This window comes from Sphingopyxis sp. 550A, assembly GCF_053569535.1.
The window spans coordinates 3,615,105-3,634,349 of sequence record NZ_CM131615.1; the positions used below are offsets into that span (position 1 = coordinate 3,615,105).

Consider the following 19,245-nt stretch of genomic DNA (forward strand, 5'->3'; position numbering starts at 1 on the left):
CCTATGAATTTCGCAAAGAAATTGGCGGCGGGCGCCGGGGCCGCGGGCCTCGCGCTGTTCGCGGCGCTGCCCGCCTGGGCGCAGGACGCCGCCGCGGCGGCGCCCGCACCGGTGGTCGATGCCGTGGTCGATAAGGGCGACACCGCCTGGATGATGACCTCGACCGTGCTCGTGCTCGCGATGATCCTGCCGGGCCTCGCGCTCTTCTACGGCGGCCTCACCCGCACGAAGAACATGCTGTCGACGATGACGCAGATCGGCGCGCTCGCCTGCCTCGCGATGATCGTCTGGGTCTGCTACGGCTATGGCCTCGCCTTCGGGCCCGAAGGCAACGCCTTCATCTCCTGGGGCAAGTTCTTCCTCGCCGGGGTGACCCCCGACAGCCTCGCCGACACCTTCTCGGACGGCTTCAAGCTGCCCGAATATGTGTTCATCAGCTTCCAGATGACCTTCGCCGCGATCACGCTGGCGCTGGTTCTCGGCGCGACGGTCGAGCGCATGAAATTCTCGGCCGCGCTCGTCTTCGGCATCATCTGGCTGACGATCGTCTATTTCCCGATCGCGCACATGGTGTGGGCGGCGGGCGGCTTCCTGTTCGAGGGCGGCATGTTTGGCACCTCGCTCCCCGCCGCGCTCGACTTCGCGGGCGGCACCGTGGTGCACATCAATGCCGGCGTCTCGGCGCTCGTCGCTTCGCTGATCCTCGGCAAGCGGATCGGCTATCAGAAGGAAATCATGGCGCCGCACTCGCTGACCCTGACCATGGTCGGCACCGGCCTGCTCTGGGTGGGCTGGTTCGGCTTCAACGCCGGCTCGGCGCTCGAGGCCAATGGCTCGGCCGCGCTCGCGATGGTCAACACCTTCGTCGCCACCGCCTCCGCCGCGCTGTTCTGGATGCTCGCCGAAAAGGTCGCGGGCCACAAGCCTTCGGCACTCGGCTTCTGCTCGGGCGTCATCGCCGGGCTTGTCGCGGTGACCCCGGCGGCGGGCAATTCGGGACCGTTCGGCGCGATCGTGCTTGGCGCCGTCGCCTCGGTGATCTGCTTCTACGCGGTGACCGTCCTCAAGCCGAAGCTCGGCTATGACGACGCGCTCGACGCCTTCGGCATCCACGGCATCGGCGGCATCGTCGGCGCGATCGGCACCGGCATCGTCTATGCGCCGAGCCTCGGCGGCCCCGGCGGCGAGGATTTCGCTATCGGCCCGCAGGTCGCGACGCAGGTCGTCGCGGTGCTCGTCGCGATCGTCTGGGCCGTCATCGGCACCGCCATCGCCACCACCATCGCCAAGGCGCTCACCGGGCTGCGCGTCAGCGAAGAGGTCGAACGCGAGGGCCTCGACCTCGGCGAGCATGGGGAGCGCGCCTACAATAATTGACGAGACAGGATACCCGCCGCCGCACTCTCTCCTCTTTCAAAGGGCGGCGGGGTCCTACCCAGGTTCCTCCTGCGAACCACTGGCCGGGTGCCTTGGCTCCCGGCCATTTTTTGTGCGCAGCATCGGCGCGATCCCGCACTTTGCCGGGCCTTTCCAAGTCCCGCGAATGACTGCACAAAATTTCACCTTGGGTGCCGCAAATTTAGTCTTTGCAACATGACATTAATATGGCATTCAGTCTGCGATGAGTTTCAGGAGGGGAGAGCCTGAAAGGCTGGGCCGGGACGAAAGTTCCGGCCCTCTTTTTTTGCCTTGAGCACCAAGCCTTGGAAATCCGCGATTTTTGAGCCGGTCGGCAGGGCCCCGCATTCGAATCCCCGGCTCTTCCTTACAAGCTCGCGGGCGAATCCCCGGCTATCCCTCATCGTCATGCTGAACTTGTTTCAGCATCCATGACCTCAGCTCTCGCCCGGCGCTACGCTCTGATGAAAAGGCCGGGCCATGGACCCTGAAGCAAGTTCAGGGTGACGAGGCGGGACAAAGCAAACGGGTTCGCAAACGACAGGATCATCCGCGAAGAGGCGCGCGCCGAATCACCCCAGCGCCACCTTGACGAAATCGGCGGCGCGTTCGCCGATCATGATGCTCGGCGCATTGGTGTTGCCGCTGACGAGACGCGGCATCACGCTCGCGTCGGCGACCCACAGCCCCTCGATCCCGTTCAGCTTCAGCGTCGGATCGACCACCGCATCGGCGTCGCTCCCCATCCGGCAGGTGCCCACGGGATGATAGACGGTGTCGGCGCGGCTGCGGATCAACGCGTCGAGCGCCGCATCGTCGTCGAGATCGACCGGGTGCCGGTCGACGCCGGCATAATCGGACAGCGGCGGCGCGGCGACGATGCGGTGCATCATCCGTACTCCCGCGCGCAGGGTCGCCATGTCGCGCTCGTCGGTCAGGAAGCCGGGATCGATCAGCGGCGCGGCGGCCGCATCGCCCGACGCCAGCGTCACGCTGCCCCGGCTCTCGGGCCTCAGCACGCAGGCGTGGCACGAAAAGCCATGCCCCTTCACCTTGGCGCGCCCATGATCCTCGAGCATCGCGGGGACGAAATGATATTGCACGTCGGGCGCGGGCAGGTCGGGCCGCGATTTCCAGAAGCCCCCCGCCTCGGCAAAGCAGGTCGTCATGATCCCGGTGCGCCGCGCGCGATGCTCGAGCACCGCCTTCACCATCCGCCACGTGCCGCCCAGGCTGTCGCCGAACGGATCGGCCGATCGCGTCTCCCAGCTCGACACATAATCGATATGATCCTGCAGATTCGCGCCGACGCCCGCGCGGTCGGCGACGACATCGATCCCCTTGTCCTTCAGGTGCGCCGCGGGGCCGATACCCGACAGCATCAGGATTTGGGGGCTGCCGAACGCCCCCGCCGACAGGACCACCCCGCCCCGCGCGCGCAATGTCTCGCGTTTCGACCCGCGCCGAATCACGACGCCGGTCGCCCGGCCATCCTCGACGACGATCTTCTCGACCAGCGCGCCGGTGCGCACCGTGAAATTGCCCCGTTCGCGCAGCGGCTCGACATAGGCACGCGCTGCCGACCAGCGCTCGCCCGCCTTCTGCGTCACCTGATAGAGGCCGAAACCCTCCTGCTGCGCGCCGTTGAAATCGGCCGTGCGCGGCAGTTGCAGCGCGGCCGCGCTCTCGACGAAGCGCCGGCTCGTCACATTGGGCCAGCGCTGGTCCATGACGTTCAGCGGCCCGTCGCCGCCGTGGAAGTCGTCCGCGCCGCGCTCATTGCCCTCGCTGCGCTTGAAGTAAGGCAGCACGTCGGCATAGCTCCACCCCGTCGCGCCGAGCGCCGCCCATTGGTCGTAGTCGAAGGCGTGGCCGCGGATATACACCATCGCATTGATCGCGCTCGACCCGCCGAGCCCGCGCCCGCGCGGCTGGTAGCCGGTGCAGCCGTTCAACCCCTTTTGCGGCACCGTCTCATATTGATAGTTCGAGGCCTTGGGGATGAAGGGCATGAAGCCCGGCGTCTTCACGCGAACCGTATCGTTGCGCCCGCCCGCCTCGACCAGGCAAACGCGGCGCGTCCCATCCTCGGCGAGCCGCCCCGCCGCCGCGCTTCCCGCGCTGCCGCCGCCGATGACGATAATGTCGAACTGATCCATGAAGCGCCTCCCTCTCGCGACTTACATGAATGTCATTAGGGAGCGAGGCAAGGAAAACACATCGCCCCCTGAAGGCGGGGTGATGAGAAGGGGTTCACGCGGAGACGCGGAGGCGCGGAGAAAAGAAGAAACCGTTCGCCCTGAGCTTGTCGAAGGGCCGTTCTTTTCTTCAAGGGAGAAGGAAGAATGGTGCTTCGACAAGCTCAGCACAAACGGGGCTGGGATATTCTCCGCGCCTCCGCGTGAACAAAAATTCTGCCTTCTCTGCGCAGATCTTTTCCACCCCAGCGGAAAGGCTACTCCGCCGCTTCCTCCGCCGTTCGCCCCGCCGCCCAGCGCTCCTTGATCGTCGCGCTCGTAGCGCGGCTGCCGTCGTGGCTCCAGCCGGGCTCGCGCCACATATAGGAAAGCTTGTGCCGCCACGGCGCGTGCCACACATCCTTCGCGATCCCGACCCATTCGTGAAACGCCGCCCAGAGGATGTTGAAGCTGCCGAGCTGCTTGACGATGCCGTATCGCACCGGCTCGTCGTCGCGCTCGGCGACGAAGCTGCCGAACATCCGGTCCCAGATGATGAACACCCCCGCATAGTTCGCGTCGAGATAGCGCGGGTTGACGCCGTGGTGGACGCGGTGGTGCGACGGCGTGTTCATCACCGCCTCGAACCATTTCGGCATCCGCCCGATCGCCTCGGTATGGATCCAGAATTGATAGATGAGGTTCAGCCCGGCGCAGAAGAAGACCATCGCGGGCGGAAAGCCGATCAGGAACAAGGGCAGGCGGAACAGGAAGGTCAGGCTGAAGAAGCCGGTCCATGTCTGCCGCAGCGCGGTCGACAGATTATAATGCTGGCTCGAATGGTGGATGACGTGGCTCGCCCAGAACCAGCGCACGCGGTGGGCGCTCCGGTGAAAGACATAATAGGCCAGGTCGTCGAGGAAGAAGCAGAGGATCCACGCCCACCACCAGCTGCGAAACTCGATCCCGATGTCGAACAGGCGGAACTGATAGACCCACACCGCCATGCCGATCACCACCGCGCCGACCGCCGCGCCCGCGACCTGGCTGATCGTACCGAGCATCAGCGACGTGAGCGTATCGCGCGCTTCGTAGCGGCTCCGGTCGCGGCGGAGCGCGATCAACATCTCGATGATCAGCAGCAGGATGAAGCCGGGAACGGCATAGACGACCGGGTCGGGCAGCTTATCCACAGTTGAGATCCCGCATCCGGCTCGCCCACATCCCCGCTTCCTTCCCCAATTGCAGCGTCACCGCGCCGAAGGTCTTTTCCGGCATCGTCAGCGTCAGGAAATCCTTGTCGAGCCGCCCCACCGTCGCCGCATCGACCGGCCGCGCCGCGAAATGATTGCCGTGCGCGCGCACCAGCATCATCCGCCCCTCGGCATTGCGGACGATCGCCGCAAAGCCCGCGCGGTCGCGCGCGACCTCGACCCCCTTGAACCCCGCCTCGGCCTCCTCGGCCAGCCGAATCGCATGATCGGCGTCGGCAATCCGCGGGTCGGCGCCGAGCCCGATCCGCCTGACCAGCCAGGCGACGAACAGCACCGCGATCAGCGATACGCCGAGCTGGATCAGCGCCGCCTGATTCATTTTTCCCCCGCGAGCGCATCCAGCATCGGCCGGAGGCCGGTCAGGTCATAACCTGCCTTCGCCGCCGCCGCGACGATGCCCTCGACATCGTCGCCCGCCCGCGCGCGGGCCAGGGCCCAAAGATGCGTCGAGCGCGTTCCCGAGCGGCAATAGGCGAGGATCGGCCCCGTCGCCGCGGCGAGCAATTTGTCGAGCGCGTCGATCTGCGCGTGGCTGAACCCCGCATGGCCGATCGGAATCGCCGCATAGGCCAGCCCCTCGGCCGCGCAGGCGGTCGAGATATGCTCGCCCTGCGGCGCCGCGGGCTCCTCGCCGTCAGGACGGTTGTTGATCACCATCGCAAAGCCCTGCGCCTTGGCCTCGGCGACATCCTCGATGCCGATCTGCGGCGCGACACTGAACTGGGCGGACAAGGCTCGAAAATCGCTCATGCCAGCGATCTACTCCCGCCGCCCGCGTGCTGACAAGCGTGAAAGCCGCCAATACCATGATGGTGCGGTTTTCGATTTGTCTCACGCAAAGGCGCGAAGAAGAAAGAATATCTCACACAAAGACACAAAGAGGGCGCGCCCGGCCTGCGGCGTCGGCTCGTCGCCGCAGGCGACTATATCGAATGCGCTTCGCGCGGTACTTCACGGCGCCCATCGCGCGCGCCGCCCTCTTTGTGTCTTTGTGTGAGGTTCTCTTTTTCTTCCTTCTTCGCGCCTTCGCGCCTTTGCGTGAGATTTCTTTCCCTAAAACTGCCGGATCACGTCCAGAAACGCATCGCCCCACGCCTCCAGCTTCTTCGCGCCGACGCCGGGGATCGTCGCAAGGTCGGCGCGCGTCGCGGGCCGTTCGCTCGCCATCGCGCGCAGCGCCGCGTCGTGGAAGATCACATAGGGCGGCACCTGCGCCTCGGCGGCAAGCTCGCGCCGCATCGCGCGCAGCGCGTCGAACAACGGATCGCCGACCGGATTCGCTGCGGCACTATCGCCCCGCCGCCCCGCTCGCTGCGTCCGCTTCACCGGCGGCTCCGCCATCAGCACCGGTGTCTCACCCTTCATCATCGCGCGCCCGGCGGGACCGAACATCAGCCCGCCATGCTCGGTCGTCTGCAACGCCTCGCGCGCGACGAGGGTCCGGACGAGCGGCTTGATCAGCCGCGCCTCCTCGCCCCCGACGATCCCGAACACCGACAATTTGTCGTGCCCGCGCCCCACGATACGCTCGTCGCTTTTCCCCGTCAGCACCGCCTCGACATGCCCGGCGCCGAAACTCTGCCCGGTGCGATAGACCGCGCTCAGCAATTTCTGCGCGAGCACCGTCGCGTCGATCTGGCGCGGCGGGTCGAGGCAGGTGTCGCAATTGCCGCAGCGCTCGGGCGGGGTCTCGCCGAAATGGCGCAGCAGCAGCGCGCGGCGACATTCGACCGTCTCGACCAGTGCCGCCAGCGCATTGAGCCGTGCCCGCTCGCCCGCCATGCGCGCCTCCGGCAGTTCGCCCAGCCGCATCCGCGCGCGCGCGAAATCGTCGGCGCCCCACAGCATCAGCGCCTCGGCGGGGTCGCCGTCGCGTCCCGCGCGCCCCGTCTCCTGATAATAGCTCTCGATCGACTTCGGCAGCCCTGCGTGCGCGACGAAGCGCACGTCGGGCTTGTCGATCCCCATGCCGAAGGCGACCGTCGCGGTGACGATCCCGTCCTCCGACGCGACGAAATCATGCTGCACCCGCGCGCGCCGTTCGGGGTCGAGCCCGGCGTGATAGGCGGCGACCGGCCGTCCCGTCGCCGCCGCGAGCTTCTCCGCCATCCGCTCGGTCCCGTCGCGCGTCGGGCAATAGACGATCCCCGGTCCCGGATTGGCGGTAATGAAATCGGTGAGCTGCTTCGCCGGGCTGACGCGCGGGCTCACGCGATAGCGGATGTTCGGCCGGTCGAACCCCGCGAGCACCAGCCCCTCGGCCGGAATGCCGAGCTGGACCAATATGTCTTCGCGCGTGTGCTTGTCGGCGGTCGCGGTCAGCGCGAGGCGCGGCACCTCTGGAAAAGCGTCGAGCAGCGGCCGGAGCAGGCGGTAATCGGGGCGGAAATCATGCCCCCATTCGCTGACGCAATGCGCCTCGTCGATCGCGAACAGCGCGGGGCTACGTGCCTCCATCAGCGACCGGAACCCCTCGCCCGTCGCGCGCTCGGGCGCGATGTAGAGAAGGTCGAGTTCGCCGTCGCGATAGGCCTGCCGCGTGTCGGCGAAATCGGCGTCGACGCTGGTCAGCGACGCCGCGCGAATCCCCGCCGCGCGGGCGCCGCGAAGCTGGTCGTGCATCAGCGCGATCAGCGGCGACACGACGACGACGCAGCCGTCGAGCGCCACCGCGGGAAGCTGATAGGTCAGCGACTTGCCCGCCCCCGTCGGCATCACCGCCAGCGTCCGCTCGCCCGCCATCACCCGCGCGACGACCTCGGCCTGGCGGCCGCGGAAGGCGTCGAAGCCGAAAGTGGACTTGAGAAGCGGAAGGAGCGCGTCGGCGGACATTGTGCGGTGGCGATAGGGCGGTTGGCCGAGAGAGGGAAGCCCCGACCTCGTCAATATCGGCAGCAAATACCCAATCTTGTCATCCCCGCGAAAGCGGGGACCCAGGGCGGGGGTCAGCCGACGGGGGCAAGTTACGCCCCCGCCAGCATCGCCCGTTCCGCCATCCGCGCCGCGGTCTCGCGTTCGGCCATCACGACATGGTCGGCGCCGCGCCGCACCAGATCGTCGACTTCCTCGTCCGAATGCGCGCGCGCGACGATGACGAGCTTCGGGTTGATCGCCCGCGCGCGGCGCACGATCGCGCCCGCCTCGGCGCCCTCGGGAATCGCGACGAGCAAGGTTCGCGCCGTGTCGAGCCCCGCCTTGCGCAGCACGCTTTCCTTCGTCGCGTCGCCGACGATCACCGTCGCCCCCGCCGCCTCGGCGGCCGCGGCCATGTCCTTCTGATCCTCGATTACCGTCAGCCCCGCGCCGCGCCCGCAGATCAGGCTGCCGATATGACTGCCGACGCGCCCATAGCCGATCAGCACCATCCCGGCGCCCGCCGGCGCTTCGCTCACCGGCTCAGCTTCGGCCTCGGGCGCTTCTTCGGCGCGGATGCGCCGGACCATCAGCGTGAAGAGGATCGGGTTGAACAGGATCGACAGGATCGATCCCGCCAGGATCAGGTCGCGCGCCTCGGGCGGCATCACTTTCAACCCGACGCCGAGCCCCGCGAGAATGAATGAGAATTCGCCGATCTGCGCCAGGCTGACTGCAATCGTCATCGCGGTCTGGTTCGGATGGCCGAAGGCGCGGACGATTGCATAAGCGGCGAAGGATTTGCCGAAGACGATGATCGCCACCGTCGCGATCAGCGGCAGCGGTTGCTCGACCAGCACTTTCGGATCGAAGAGCATCCCCACCGAGACGAAGAACAGCACCGCGAAGGCGTCGCGCAGCGGCAGCGTCTCCTCCGCCGCGCGGCGGCTGAGCTGCGTCTCACCCAGGATCATCCCGGCAAAGAAGGCGCCGAGCGCGAAGCTGACGTCGAACACCACCGCGGCGCCGAACGCGACCCCCAGCGCGATCGCCAGCACCGCGAGGCGGAACAGCTCGCGCGATCCCGAATGCGCGACCCAGTGCAGCACCGCGGGCAGGATGCGCCGCGCGACGACGAGCATGAAGGCGACGAAGCCGACGACCTTGACCAGCACGATCCCCGCCGACTGGAGTAGCCCCGCGCCGCCGCTTTCGTCGCCGCGCGCCCCGAACATCGCGGGCAGCAGCACGAGCGCGAGCACCATCGCCAGATCCTCGACGATCAGCCAGCCGACCGCGATGCGCCCCTTCTCGGTCTCGACCATGTCGCGCGCCTGCAGCGCGCGCAGCAGCACCACCGTGCTCGCGACCGACAGCGCGAGCCCGAAGATCAGGCTGCCCGCGAAGGACCAGCCGAGCCAAAGCCCCAGCATGACGCCGAGCGCGGTCGCCACCGCGATCTGCACGATCGCCCCCGGCACCGCGATCCGCCGCACCGACAACAGGTCCTTCAAGGAAAAATGCAGCCCGACCCCGAACATCAGCAGGATCACGCCGATCTCGGCGAGCTGGAGCGCGAGCCCGGTATCGGCGACGATCCCCGGCGTGAACGGCCCGACCATCACCCCCGCGAGCAGATAGCCCGCGATCGGCGAAATGCGCAATCGATGCGCGAGCGCGCCCATCAGAAAGGCGACGCCAAGGCCGGCAACCACGGTGCCGATCAGGGTGGTGTCGTGTGGCATAGGGCAGCGTAAAGGGCGTCGCGCCGCGGGGTCAAGTTGTGCGGCGCAAAAAAACGCGGATGCACCGCTTTAGCCGCTGCCCGGTGTAACCGCGGACGCCAGCCGCCCGAATGCCCGTGGACCGATCCCCTCGTCGATCAGGACAGATCAGCCATGCCTTCCTCTCGCCCGTCCCTATCCACGCTTGCGGCGATCGCCGCAGTCCCCGCCCTGCTTCTCTCGGGCTTCGCCTGGGCGGGCGGCTGGATCGGTCCCTCGCGCATCGGCGGCGGGACGATCGTGGACGCGATCGAACATAATGCCGGCAAGCATGACGGCTATCGCCGCGCCCATGCGAAGGGGATTTGCGTCACCGGATACTTCGATGCGAGCGGCGGCGCGGCAGGCCTTTCGCGGGCGCATTTGCTCGCTCCCGGCCGCTATCCGGTGCTCGGCCGCTTTTCGACCGGCGGCGGCAATCCCTTTGCGACCGACGGACGCAATGTCTTTCACGCGCTAGCATTGCAACTGACCGGACCCGACGGCCAGCTCTGGCGGATGGCGATGGATCACACTCCGATATTTCCCGTCGCGACGCCGGACGCCTTCGTCGCGCTCCAGCTCGCTTCGCGCCCCGACCCCGCTACCGGAAAGCCCGATCCGACCGCGATGAAGGCCTATCTCGCTCGACACCCCGAGACCAAGGCCTATCAGGATTATATCGCCGCCGCTCCGTTGCCCGACAGCTTCGCGGGCGGCACCTATTACAGCATCAACGCCTTTCGTTTCGTCGATCGCGCGGGGGCGGCGCACGCGGTTCGCTGGGCGTTCGAGCCCGACGCGGCCTTCGGCGCGCTCGACAAGGCGAAGCTCGCCAGCCTCCCCACCGACTATCTCTTCACCGAACTGCGCGCGCGCCTCGCGAAGGGGCCGCTGCGCTGGCGCATGACCGTGACCGTCGCGGCGCCAGGCGACGTTACCGGGGATGCGACCCGGATGTGGCCCACAAACCGGCAGAAGGTCGAGGCCGGAACGCTAACCCTGACCGCCGCCGAGCCCGAGGAAACGGGCGCCTGCCGCGACATCACCTTTGATCCTACCCTGTTGCCCGACGGAGTGACGCTCTCGGACGATCCGCTGCTGCCCGCCCGCTCGGCCGCCTATTCGTCGTCCTTCCAGCGCCGCGCGCTCGAGACGCCCGGCCCCAGCGCCGCCGGCAAGGCTCTCGCGGGCAAGGGGCGCTGACATGCCCGGCCGCTTCCATGCCGCGATCCGCGCTCTTCACTGGACAATGGCGCCGCTGATCCTCGCGATGCTGTTCATCGGGGTCGCGATGGTTTCGACCGCCGGACCCGCCTACTCGTCGCTCGTCGCGCTTCATCGTCCGATCGGGATCGCAATCCTGTTTCTCGCTCTCATCCGCCTCGCGATTCGACTCTACACCGGCGCGCCGCCGTTCCCCGCCGATCTGCCGCGCCTGCAGCAGCGAACCGCGCGCGGCGCGCATATCCTCCTCTATCTCGCGATGATCGGAATGCCGCTGATCGGCTGGGCGATGCTGTCGGCGGGCGGCTATCCGGTGCGCCTTTCGGCGAACCTTGTCCTGCCGCCGATCGTGCCGCAGGAGCTGTTTGCTTATGGCCTGCTTCGCCGCGCACACACGCTCGTCGCCTTCGCCTTCCTCGCCCTGATCCTCGGCCATCTGACCATAGCGCTCGTTCACGGCTTCATCCGCCGCGACGGGGTGTTGGAGACGATGCTCTTCGCGCGGACACCCGCAGCGCTCCCGGATGCAGAGGAAGAAGCCGGACGGGCTCTCCCCGCCGATCCCGGCGAGGAACCGGCCGAAGCACCCGCGCCCTAGACCGTCCCCTCTTCCTTCTCCGCCTGCTGCCGCGCCCACATGTCGGCGTAGAGCCCGCGCATCGCCAGAAGCTGGTCGTGCGTCCCCGTCTCGGCCACGCGTCCGCGATCGAGCACGATGATGCGGTCGGCACCCGTCACCGTCGACAGGCGGTGCGCGATGACCAGCGTCGTGCGGCGGCGCGCGATGCCGTCGAGCGTATCCTGGATCGCCGCTTCGGTTCGGCTGTCGAGCGCGCTCGTCGCTTCGTCGAGGATCAGGATCGGCGGATCCTTGAGCAAAGTGCGCGCGATCGCCACCCGCTGCTTCTCGCCGCCCGACAGCTTCAGCCCGCGCTCGCCGACCTCGGTCTCGTATCCCTGCGGCAGCATCGCGATGAAGCCGTCGATCGCCGCGCCCTCCGCTGCCGCCGCAATCTCCTCCGCGCTCGCATCGGCGCGGCCATAAGCGATGTTGTAGCCGATCGAATCGTTGAACAGCACCGTGTCCTGCGGAACGATGCCGATCTCGGCGCGCAGGCTCGCCTGCTGGACCGCCTTGATGTCCTGCCCGTCGATCGTCACGCGCCCGCCCTGCGGGTCGTAGAAGCGATAGAGCAAGCGCGCGATCGTCGACTTGCCCGCGCCCGACGGCCCGACGATCGCCAGCGTCTCGCCCGCGCCGGCCGCGAAGCTGACGCCGTTCAATATCGTCCGGTCGGGTTCGTAACCGAAGACGACATTCTCGAACGTCACCGCGCCGCCGTTCACGACCAGCGGCCGGGCATCGGGCGCATCCCGGATCTCGGGCGGCGTGTCGATCAGGCGGAACATCGCCTCCATGTCGATCAGCCCCTGACGGATCGTGCGATAGACCATGCCGAGCAGGTCGAGCGGGCGGAAAAGCTGCGCAAGCAGCGTGTTCACCAGCACCACGTCGCCGACCGCGAACTGCCCCTTCGACCAGCCCCACACCGTATAGGCCATCGCCCCCGCCATCGCGCTGTTGGTGATCAGGCTCTGCCCGATGTTGAGCCAGGCGAGGCTGTTCTCGCTCGTCACCGCGGCGCGCGCATATTGGTCGGCGACGTCGCGGTAACGCGCCGTCTCGCGCTCCTCGGCGCCGAAATATTTGACCGTCTCGTAATTGAGCAGACTGTCGACGCTGCGCCCGACGGTCAGCGTGTCGAGGTCGTTCATCCGGGTGCGCAGCGCGGTACGCCAGTCGGTCACCCTCCGCGTGAAACCGATATAGACGACGACCATCAGCGCGGTCGCCCCCGCGAGCCCGAAGCTGAACTTGGTCCAGAAGATCGCGAGCACCGCGACGAGCTCGATCAGCGTCGGTGCGATGTTGAACAGCAGGAAATAGAGCATCGTGTCGATGCTCTTGGTCCCGCGTTCGATCACCTTGGTGACCTCGCCGGTCCGCCGCGCTAGGTGGAAACGCAGGCTCAGCGCATGGAGGTGCGCGAAGGTCGCGATCGCGAGTTCGCGCGTCGCATCCTGCCCGACCCGCTCGAACACCACGTTGCGCAAATTGTCGAACAGCACCCCGGCAAAGCGCGCGCCGGCATAAGCGACGACCAGCCCGATCGCGAGCGCGACGCCCGCCTCCATCCCCGGCGCCATCCGATCGATCGCGGCGCCATAGAGAAAGCCCATCGATATCTGCACGCCCTTCGACGCGAGCACGATCAGCGCGGCAAGGACGATCCGCGCCTTGTGCCCCGTCTGTCCCGCGGGCCACAGATAGGGCAGGAAACGCTTGAGCGTCGCCAGGATCGGCGGTTCGCTGCGCTTGTCGGTGGAGAGTGCGGTATCGGGCGGCATGAGGGGCCCATGTAGGGTGCGAGCGAGCAGAGGCCAAGCTTTTCGCGGAAGAAGGCGCGCCTGCGCTCTTCGTCGTCTGAAAGCGACCGATTGCGGACCTAATCCTCCCTGCGGCGCAGCCGTGGGGAGGGGGACCGCCGCGAAGCGGTGGTGGAGGGGCCGCGACGGTTGCGCCAATGCCCCTCCGTCAGCGCTTCGCGCTGCCACCTCCCCATCGCTGCGCGACAGGGAGGATCATCAGCAATCCGACCGAACTCCGTCATCCCGGCGAAGGCCGGGATCTCACCCTATCGCAATGACGCACCGGCGAGATCCCGGCCTTCGCCGGGATGACGAAAGTGGCTGGGGAATATCCGCTCACCACCCCAAGGCGGACTCAATACCCCAAGGTCGCCTCGAGGAACCAGATCCGCTGCTGCGTCTCGTCGGCCCAGCCGTCGACCAGCCCGCTCGTCGCGATGTCGCCGTCCGATTCGGCCGCCGCCTTGGTGTCCTTGAGCTGGCCGAGCAAGGTCCGGTTGTCGGCGGCCAGCGCCTTGATCATCGCATCGGGTTCGACCGAGGCCGCATCGTCGTCCGCGATCGACTGGCGCCGCGAGACGTCGCCGATCGAGCGCAGCGTCGGCGCGCCATTCTTGCGCACGCGCTCGGCGATCAGGTCGGTCGTCGCGAGAATCTGCGCTGCCTGCTCGTCGAACAGCAGGTGCATCTCGCGAAAGCGCGGCCCCTGCACATGCCAGTGATAATTCTTCGTCTTGAGATAGAGCGCGAAACTGTCGGCGAGCAGCGCGTTCAGCGCATCGGCGACGGCGGGCTGGTTCTTCTTGTCGGACATGGGAGAATCCTTTCTGTTGTGGGCCTCAGATAGGATCAACGCGCCGAAAAGGCCCATGGAAGCATTTGGTCGCTATCATCGACAAAAACGATGAAACCCGCCACGCGGATGGCTGTTACAGCCCAAAAGCCCCCATCGCGGTCCGCACGCCCCACAAGGCCAGAATCGCGGCGCTCCCCCAGCGGACGAGGCGCGCGCCGCGCCGCTCGGCGATCGCCGGGCCAAAGGCGAGGAAGGGCAGCATCGCCAGCACCCAGCCTGTCATGCCCCCCGCCGCGGCCCACAGCCCCGCGCCGCTCGTCGCCGCAAGCGCGCCGATCAGGAAATGGCTGCGGTCGCCGAATTGGAGCGCCAGCATCCGCCCTGCCAGCATCACCGGCGACGCCTGTTCGGCCCCCGCATCGGCCAGCGGAGCCGCGCGCCATAGCAGCGCGACCGCAGCCGACAGCATCGCCGCCGCGACGAGCAACTGGGCGACGCCCTGCCCGATCATCCGGTTTGCAACCGATCCCGCGAACGCCGCGACGAGTGCGTGAATCAGGAAAGCGCCGAACACCACGATCACCGTGGCGCGGCGATCCGGCCGCACGCTCAGCAGTTGAGCGAGGAAAAGCCCCGTGCGCCCGTCGGCATTGGCGAGGCCCACCGCGACAAGGGCGAGCATGATTGCGTCCATGGGAGCGGCCTGCGGCCTCGGCGCCGCCGCGTCAATGCCCCAGTCGCATCGCGACCGAGGCCAGCCACGCTTCCTGCGCACCGCTGGGCAGCGGTCCGCGCGGCGCCGCGACTGCGTCGCTCATCGCGTCGAGATAGGTCAGGATCGCGGCGCGATAGCCGCCGCCGGCAACCGCCGATTCGAGCCGGCTCGCCAGCGTCTCGACCGCGCCGAAGCCGTGGTCGCGCGCCAGGCAGCGAATGTCGTCGATGCCCTGCACGATCTGCGCCAGCGCGCAATGCGGCAGCGCTTCGGCAAGCGCCCCGATCTGCCCGCTGATGCGGTTCTGGATGTCCTGAAATGGATCGGTCTGGATCGCCATATTCGCCCCCTGTCCACAGGAGACGATGCGCGCATATGGTTAAAAAGCGGTTAGCGGTGCCGCACCGGCGAATCGGCGGCCTGCGCCTGCTTGCAGCGATACATGTCGCGGTCGGCGGCCGCCAATATCTCCGACTCGGTCGCTCCGGCGCGCAGCATCGCGACCCCGAAGCAGGCCGAGAGCGCGATGTCGTGTCCGTCATAGAGCGCTGGGGTCGCGCTCAGCACATGGCGCAGCCGGTTGACCTGGACGCGCGCGCCCTCTTCGCTCGACTGATCGAGGATCAGCCCGAACTCGTCGCCGCCGATCCGCGCCGCGACGTCGGTCGCGCGAATCGATTCGTCGAGACGCTTGGCGATTTCCATCAGCGCGAAATCGCCCGCGGCATGACCGAAACTGTCGTTGATATATTTGAGCTGATTGACGTCGACAAAGACGACCGCGGCACTTTCGGCATGACGCTCGAAGCGCGCAAGCCGCTGGTGGATCGCGGTCAGGAAATAGCGGCGGTTGAACAGCGGGGTCAGCGTATCGCGCTCGGACACGCGCTCGAGCTCGGCGACGGCGATCTTCAATATCCGGTTTTCGCGGCGCAGCCCGTCGCGTTCCCGGCGCAGTTCGCGCAACTGGTCCTCGATGGAGTCGACGGATATGAAGCCGGTCCGATCGACCGCTATCCGTGCCCCCCCTGCGATATCCATTCCCAGTCCCCGGTGCGGCCCATTTCTCCGCCGGCCGGATTGCCGACAGCTCTATCCATCTGCATCTGTTAGCTGCGACTGGATACCAATCGGTAAACGCGCGGCCCGAAATGCGGCGCCCATAAGCCCTGCGTTGCGCGGGCGTTGCCCCGCTGCGGGACAGCCGCTAGGGGGAGTGCGGCGGCGATTCATCGGCGGCGCGGCCGGGACAGGAGGGTGACGGATGGGCGATGCAGCCCCAGAGGTGGGCGTGATCATGGGCAGCCAGTCGGACTGGCCGACCATGGCCCATGCGGTCCATATCCTCGAGGAGTTCGGCATCGCGCACGAGGTACGGATCGTCTCGGCGCATCGTACTCCCGACCGCCTCGTCGACTATGCGAAAAGCGCGGCCGGCCGCGGTTTGAAGGCGATCATCGCAGGTGCCGGCGGCGCCGCGCATCTGCCCGGCATGGTCGCTTCGATGACGCGGGTGCCGGTGCTCGGCGTCCCCGTCCAGTCGGCGGCATTGAGCGGCGTCGACAGCCTCTATTCGATCGTCCAGATGCCCGGCGGCATTCCGGTGGCGACCTTTGCGATCGGCAAGGCGGGGGCGACCAACGCCGGTCTGTTCGCCGCCGCTTTGCTCGCCACCGAAAGCTCCGATCTGGCGCAAAAACTCGACGCATGGCGCGCCGCGCAGAGTGAAAGCGTCGCCCCCACCCCCGTTCGCGAGGGCTGAGTCCTTGCTGCCACCGGGCTCCACCATCGGCATCCTCGGCGGCGGCCAGCTCGGCCGGATGCTCGCTGTCGCGGCGGCGCAATTGGGCTACAAGGTCCACATCTTTGCCCCCGACGCCGAAAGCGTCGCCGCCGAAGTCACCGCGCACCACAGCCAGGCCGCGTGGGACGACGAGCCGCGCCTCGCCGCCTTCGCCGCCGCCTGCGACATCGTCACCTTCGAGTTCGAGAATGTCCCTGTCGACACCGTCCGCTTCCTGTCGGGCCATGTCGCGGTGCATCCCGGCGCGCAGGCGCTGGAGGTCGCGCAGGACCGCCTTGCCGAAAAAAGCTTCGTCGCCGGCCTCGGCGGCCGTACCGCGCCCTTCGCCGCCGTCCCCGACCGCGCCGCGCTCGATGCGGCGCTGGCGGAGATCGGCGCGCCCGCGATCCTCAAGACCGTGCGCATGGGCTATGACGGCAAGGGGCAGGCGCGCCTCGCCGACGCCGCCGACGCCGATGCGGCGTGGGAGACGATCGGCCGCCACGCCGCGATCCTCGAAGGCTTCGTCGCCTTCGCGCATGAATTTTCAGTGATCCTCGTCCGCGGCATCGACGGCGAAATCCGCTTCTGGGATTCGCCCGTCAACGTCCACGAAGACGGCATTCTCAGCACCGCCAGCCTGCCGCCTCCGCCGATCGTCCTGGATCAGCAGGACGCGGCGCGCGCGATGATGGCGAAGGTCGCCGACGCGCTCGACTATGTCGGCGTCCTCACCGGCGAATTCTTCGCCACCGAGGCGGGGCCGGTGTTCAACGAAATGGCGCCGCGCGTCCACAACAGCGGCCACTGGACGATCGAGGGCGCGGTGACGAGCCAGTTCGAAAACCATGTCCGCGCGATCGCCGGCCTGCCGCTCGGCAGCACCGCGACCCGCGCGCTGCCGGTCGTGATGCGCAATCTGATCGGCGACGGAATCGCGCAAATCCGCACGCTGCTCGCCGACGAAAATTGCCGCGTCCACCATTATAGCAAGACCGAAGTGCGCGAAGGCCGCAAGCTCGGCCATGCCACATGGTGCGGAGCCACCCCGGCATGAGCCGCCCCGAGATCACGCTGATCCTCGCGCGCGCCGCCAACGGCGTGATCGGCGCCGACGGCAAGATGCCGTGGCACCTCCCCGCCGACCTCCGCCGTTTCAAGCAGCTCACCATGGGCCGGCCGATGATCATGGGGCGCAAGACCTTCGACAGCCTGCCCGCGATTCTCGAAGGCCGCCGCCACATCGTCCTCACCCGCGATCCCGATTGGCAGGACGAGGGCGCCGAACCCGCACCAAGCATCGAGGAGGCGCTGAAGCTCGCCAACGCGCCACAGGTGATGGTGATCGGCGGCGCCGAAATCTATCGTCTGTTCCTGACCATGGCGACGCGGATCGAACTGACCGAAGTCGCGCTGGAACCCGCGGGCGATGCGACGATCGCCTATCCCGATGCGGCCGACTGGCAGGAAATCGCGCGCGAGGATCATGCCGCAAGCGACGGCCGCCCGGCCTACAGCTTCGTCACCTTCACGCGCCGGACGAAATAGGGGGAGAAAAACATGCGTCGCTGGCTGATCGGCATATTCGCGCTGCTGCTCGTCGCGGCCGCCGCTTTCTTCCTCCTCGCGCCGGGCATGATCGAGCGCGGCACGAACAAGATCGACGGCAAGCCGCTGCTGCACGTCAGCGACCACGCCAAAGCGCTGCACAAGACGCTGACGATCGTCGACCTGCACAGCGACAGCCTGCTGTGGAGCCGCAATTTCCTGAACCGCGCCGACCGCGGCCATATGGACCTGCCGCGCCTCGAAGAGGGCAATGTCGCGCTGCAAGTGCTGTCGAGCACGACCAAAGCGCCCAAGGGCCAGAATTACGACGCGAACAGCGGCGACACCGACATCGTCACCGCGCTCGCGATCGCGCAGCTCCAGCCGGTGCGGACGTGGAACTCGCTGCTCGAACGCTCGCTCTGGCACGCCGAGAAGCTCCACCGCGCCGCCGCCGCCTCGGCGGGCAGGCTCGTCGCAGTCGCGACGCAGGACCAGCTCGACGCGCTGCTCGCCGCGCGGCGGACGAAAGTTCCGCCGCCGGTCGGCGCGATGATGAGCGTCGAGGGATTGCACAATCTCGAAGGCCATATCGACAATCTGGACAAGCTCTACGCCGCGGGCGTCCGCATGGCGGGGATCACCCACTTTTTCGACAATGAGTTCGCGGGATCGATGCACGGCATGAAAAAGGGCGGCCTTACCCCGCTCGGCCGCGAGGTCGTCGCGCGGATGGAGACGATGGGGATGATCGTCGATGTCGCCCATTGCAGCCACGCCTGCGTCGCCGACATCCTCAAGGTCGCGCGCCGCCCGGTCGTATCGAGCCACGGCGGGGTGCAGGCGACGTGCAAGGTCAACCGCAACCTCACCGACGACGAAATCCGCGGGGTCGCCGCGACCGGCGGGGTGGTCGGCATCGGCTATTGGGACGCCGCGGTCTGCGACACCTCGCCCGCCAGCGTCGCCAGGGCGATGAAGCATGTCCGCGACCTCGTCGGCATCGAGCATGTCGCGCTCGGCAGCGACTATGACGGCGCCACGACGGTCCGCTTCGACACCTCGAAGCTGGTGCAGGTGACCGAGGCGCTGATCGAGGCGGGCTTCACCGACGACGAGATCCGCGCCGCGATGGGCGGCAACGCGATCCGCGTGCTCCGCGCGGGGCTCGTGCCGCTGACGCCACCTGCCCAATGACCCGATCTCCAAACCCGTTTGCCCTGAGCTTGTCGAAGGGCCGTCCTTCCTTCTGGCGAGGTTGAAAGAAAGAACAGTGCTTCG

The 19,245-nt window shown here is 67.5% G+C and carries 18 protein-coding genes; 7 read left to right on the forward strand and 11 right to left on the reverse strand.

Annotation, left to right across the window (positions count from 1 at the left end):
• The first annotated feature begins 3 nt into the window (after positions 1–3).
• A complete protein-coding gene (locus ACVENA_RS17500) occupies positions 4–1,377 on the forward strand; it encodes an ammonium transporter (protein ID WP_449326416.1) in 1,374 nt (457 codons plus the stop codon).
• Between the two features lie 593 nt (positions 1,378–1,970).
• Here ACVENA_RS17500 and ACVENA_RS17505 read toward each other — a convergent pair.
• The 6 genes from ACVENA_RS17505 to ybaL form a co-directional block, all read right to left on the reverse strand.
• The gene (locus tag ACVENA_RS17505; protein ID WP_449326417.1) at positions 1,971–3,557 is read right to left on the reverse strand and encodes a GMC family oxidoreductase; all 1,587 of its coding nucleotides are present in this window, start codon (positions 3,555–3,557) and stop codon (positions 1,971–1,973) included.
• A 296-nt stretch (positions 3,558–3,853) separates the two neighbouring features.
• Positions 3,854–4,768, reverse strand: coding sequence for a sterol desaturase family protein (locus ACVENA_RS17510; protein ID WP_449326418.1), 915 nt, complete (start codon positions 4,766–4,768; stop codon positions 3,854–3,856).
• Positions 4,761–5,168: a hypothetical protein gene (locus tag ACVENA_RS17515; RefSeq protein ID WP_449326419.1), complete on the reverse strand. Its 408-nt coding sequence runs from the start codon at positions 5,166–5,168 to the stop codon at positions 4,761–4,763. The genes ACVENA_RS17510 and ACVENA_RS17515 overlap by 8 nt, the downstream gene beginning before the upstream one ends.
• Positions 5,165–5,599, reverse strand: coding sequence for a TIGR01244 family sulfur transferase (locus ACVENA_RS17520; RefSeq protein ID WP_449326420.1), 435 nt, complete (start codon positions 5,597–5,599; stop codon positions 5,165–5,167). The genes ACVENA_RS17515 and ACVENA_RS17520 overlap by 4 nt, the downstream gene beginning before the upstream one ends.
• A gap of 303 nt (positions 5,600–5,902) precedes the next feature.
• A complete protein-coding gene (gene recQ, locus ACVENA_RS17525; protein ID WP_449326421.1) occupies positions 5,903–7,681 on the reverse strand; it encodes a DNA helicase RecQ in 1,779 nt (592 codons plus the stop codon).
• Positions 7,682–7,812: 131 nt separating this feature from the next.
• Positions 7,813–9,447 carry a YbaL family putative K(+) efflux transporter gene (ybaL, locus tag ACVENA_RS17530; RefSeq protein WP_449326422.1) on the reverse strand — a complete coding sequence of 545 codons (1,635 nt, stop codon included), beginning with the start codon at positions 9,445–9,447 and terminating at the stop codon, positions 7,813–7,815.
• A gap of 153 nt (positions 9,448–9,600) precedes the next feature.
• Between ybaL and ACVENA_RS17535 the strand changes: the two genes are divergently transcribed.
• Complete coding sequence (locus tag ACVENA_RS17535) at positions 9,601–10,671, forward strand: catalase family peroxidase (protein WP_449326423.1); 1,071 nt, start codon at positions 9,601–9,603, stop codon at positions 10,669–10,671.
• A gap of 1 nt (position 10,672) precedes the next feature.
• Positions 10,673–11,290: a cytochrome b gene (locus ACVENA_RS17540; protein WP_449326424.1), complete on the forward strand. Its 618-nt coding sequence runs from the start codon at positions 10,673–10,675 to the stop codon at positions 11,288–11,290.
• Here ACVENA_RS17540 and ACVENA_RS17545 read toward each other — a convergent pair.
• From ACVENA_RS17545 to ACVENA_RS17565, 5 genes are all read right to left on the reverse strand, one after another.
• Positions 11,287–13,101: an ABCB family ABC transporter ATP-binding protein/permease gene (locus ACVENA_RS17545; protein ID WP_449326425.1), complete on the reverse strand. Its 1,815-nt coding sequence runs from the start codon at positions 13,099–13,101 to the stop codon at positions 11,287–11,289. The genes ACVENA_RS17540 and ACVENA_RS17545 overlap by 4 nt on opposite strands.
• Positions 13,102–13,477: 376 nt before the next feature.
• Positions 13,478–13,936, reverse strand: coding sequence for a Dps family protein (locus ACVENA_RS17550; protein WP_449326426.1), 459 nt, complete (start codon positions 13,934–13,936; stop codon positions 13,478–13,480).
• Between the two features lie 115 nt (positions 13,937–14,051).
• Positions 14,052–14,612: a hypothetical protein gene (locus ACVENA_RS17555; protein ID WP_449326427.1), complete on the reverse strand. Its 561-nt coding sequence runs from the start codon at positions 14,610–14,612 to the stop codon at positions 14,052–14,054.
• Positions 14,613–14,643: 31 nt separating this feature from the next.
• On the reverse strand, positions 14,644–14,973 hold the full coding sequence (locus tag ACVENA_RS17560; protein ID WP_257545524.1) for a hypothetical protein: 330 nt from the start codon (positions 14,971–14,973) through the stop codon (positions 14,644–14,646).
• A 50-nt stretch (positions 14,974–15,023) separates the two neighbouring features.
• On the reverse strand, positions 15,024–15,674 hold the full coding sequence (locus ACVENA_RS17565; RefSeq protein ID WP_449326428.1) for a GGDEF domain-containing protein: 651 nt from the start codon (positions 15,672–15,674) through the stop codon (positions 15,024–15,026).
• Between the two features lie 223 nt (positions 15,675–15,897).
• Here ACVENA_RS17565 and purE point away from each other — a divergent pair, with 223 nt between their 5' ends.
• From purE to ACVENA_RS17585, 4 genes are read left to right on the forward strand one after another with little or no spacing between them, the layout of a single operon-like run.
• Positions 15,898–16,395 (forward strand): 5-(carboxyamino)imidazole ribonucleotide mutase, encoded by a 498-nt coding sequence (purE, locus tag ACVENA_RS17570; protein ID WP_257545529.1) that lies wholly within the window; start codon positions 15,898–15,900, stop codon positions 16,393–16,395.
• A gap of 4 nt (positions 16,396–16,399) precedes the next feature.
• On the forward strand, positions 16,400–17,473 hold the full coding sequence (locus ACVENA_RS17575) for a 5-(carboxyamino)imidazole ribonucleotide synthase (RefSeq protein ID WP_449326429.1): 1,074 nt from the start codon (positions 16,400–16,402) through the stop codon (positions 17,471–17,473).
• On the forward strand, positions 17,470–17,964 hold the full coding sequence (locus ACVENA_RS17580; RefSeq protein WP_449326430.1) for a dihydrofolate reductase: 495 nt from the start codon (positions 17,470–17,472) through the stop codon (positions 17,962–17,964). Before ACVENA_RS17575 ends, ACVENA_RS17580 begins: the two co-directional genes overlap by 4 nt.
• Before the next feature lie 12 nt (positions 17,965–17,976).
• Positions 17,977–19,161 (forward strand): dipeptidase, encoded by a 1,185-nt coding sequence (locus ACVENA_RS17585; protein WP_449326431.1) that lies wholly within the window; start codon positions 17,977–17,979, stop codon positions 19,159–19,161.
• Positions 19,162–19,245 lie beyond the last annotated feature (84 nt).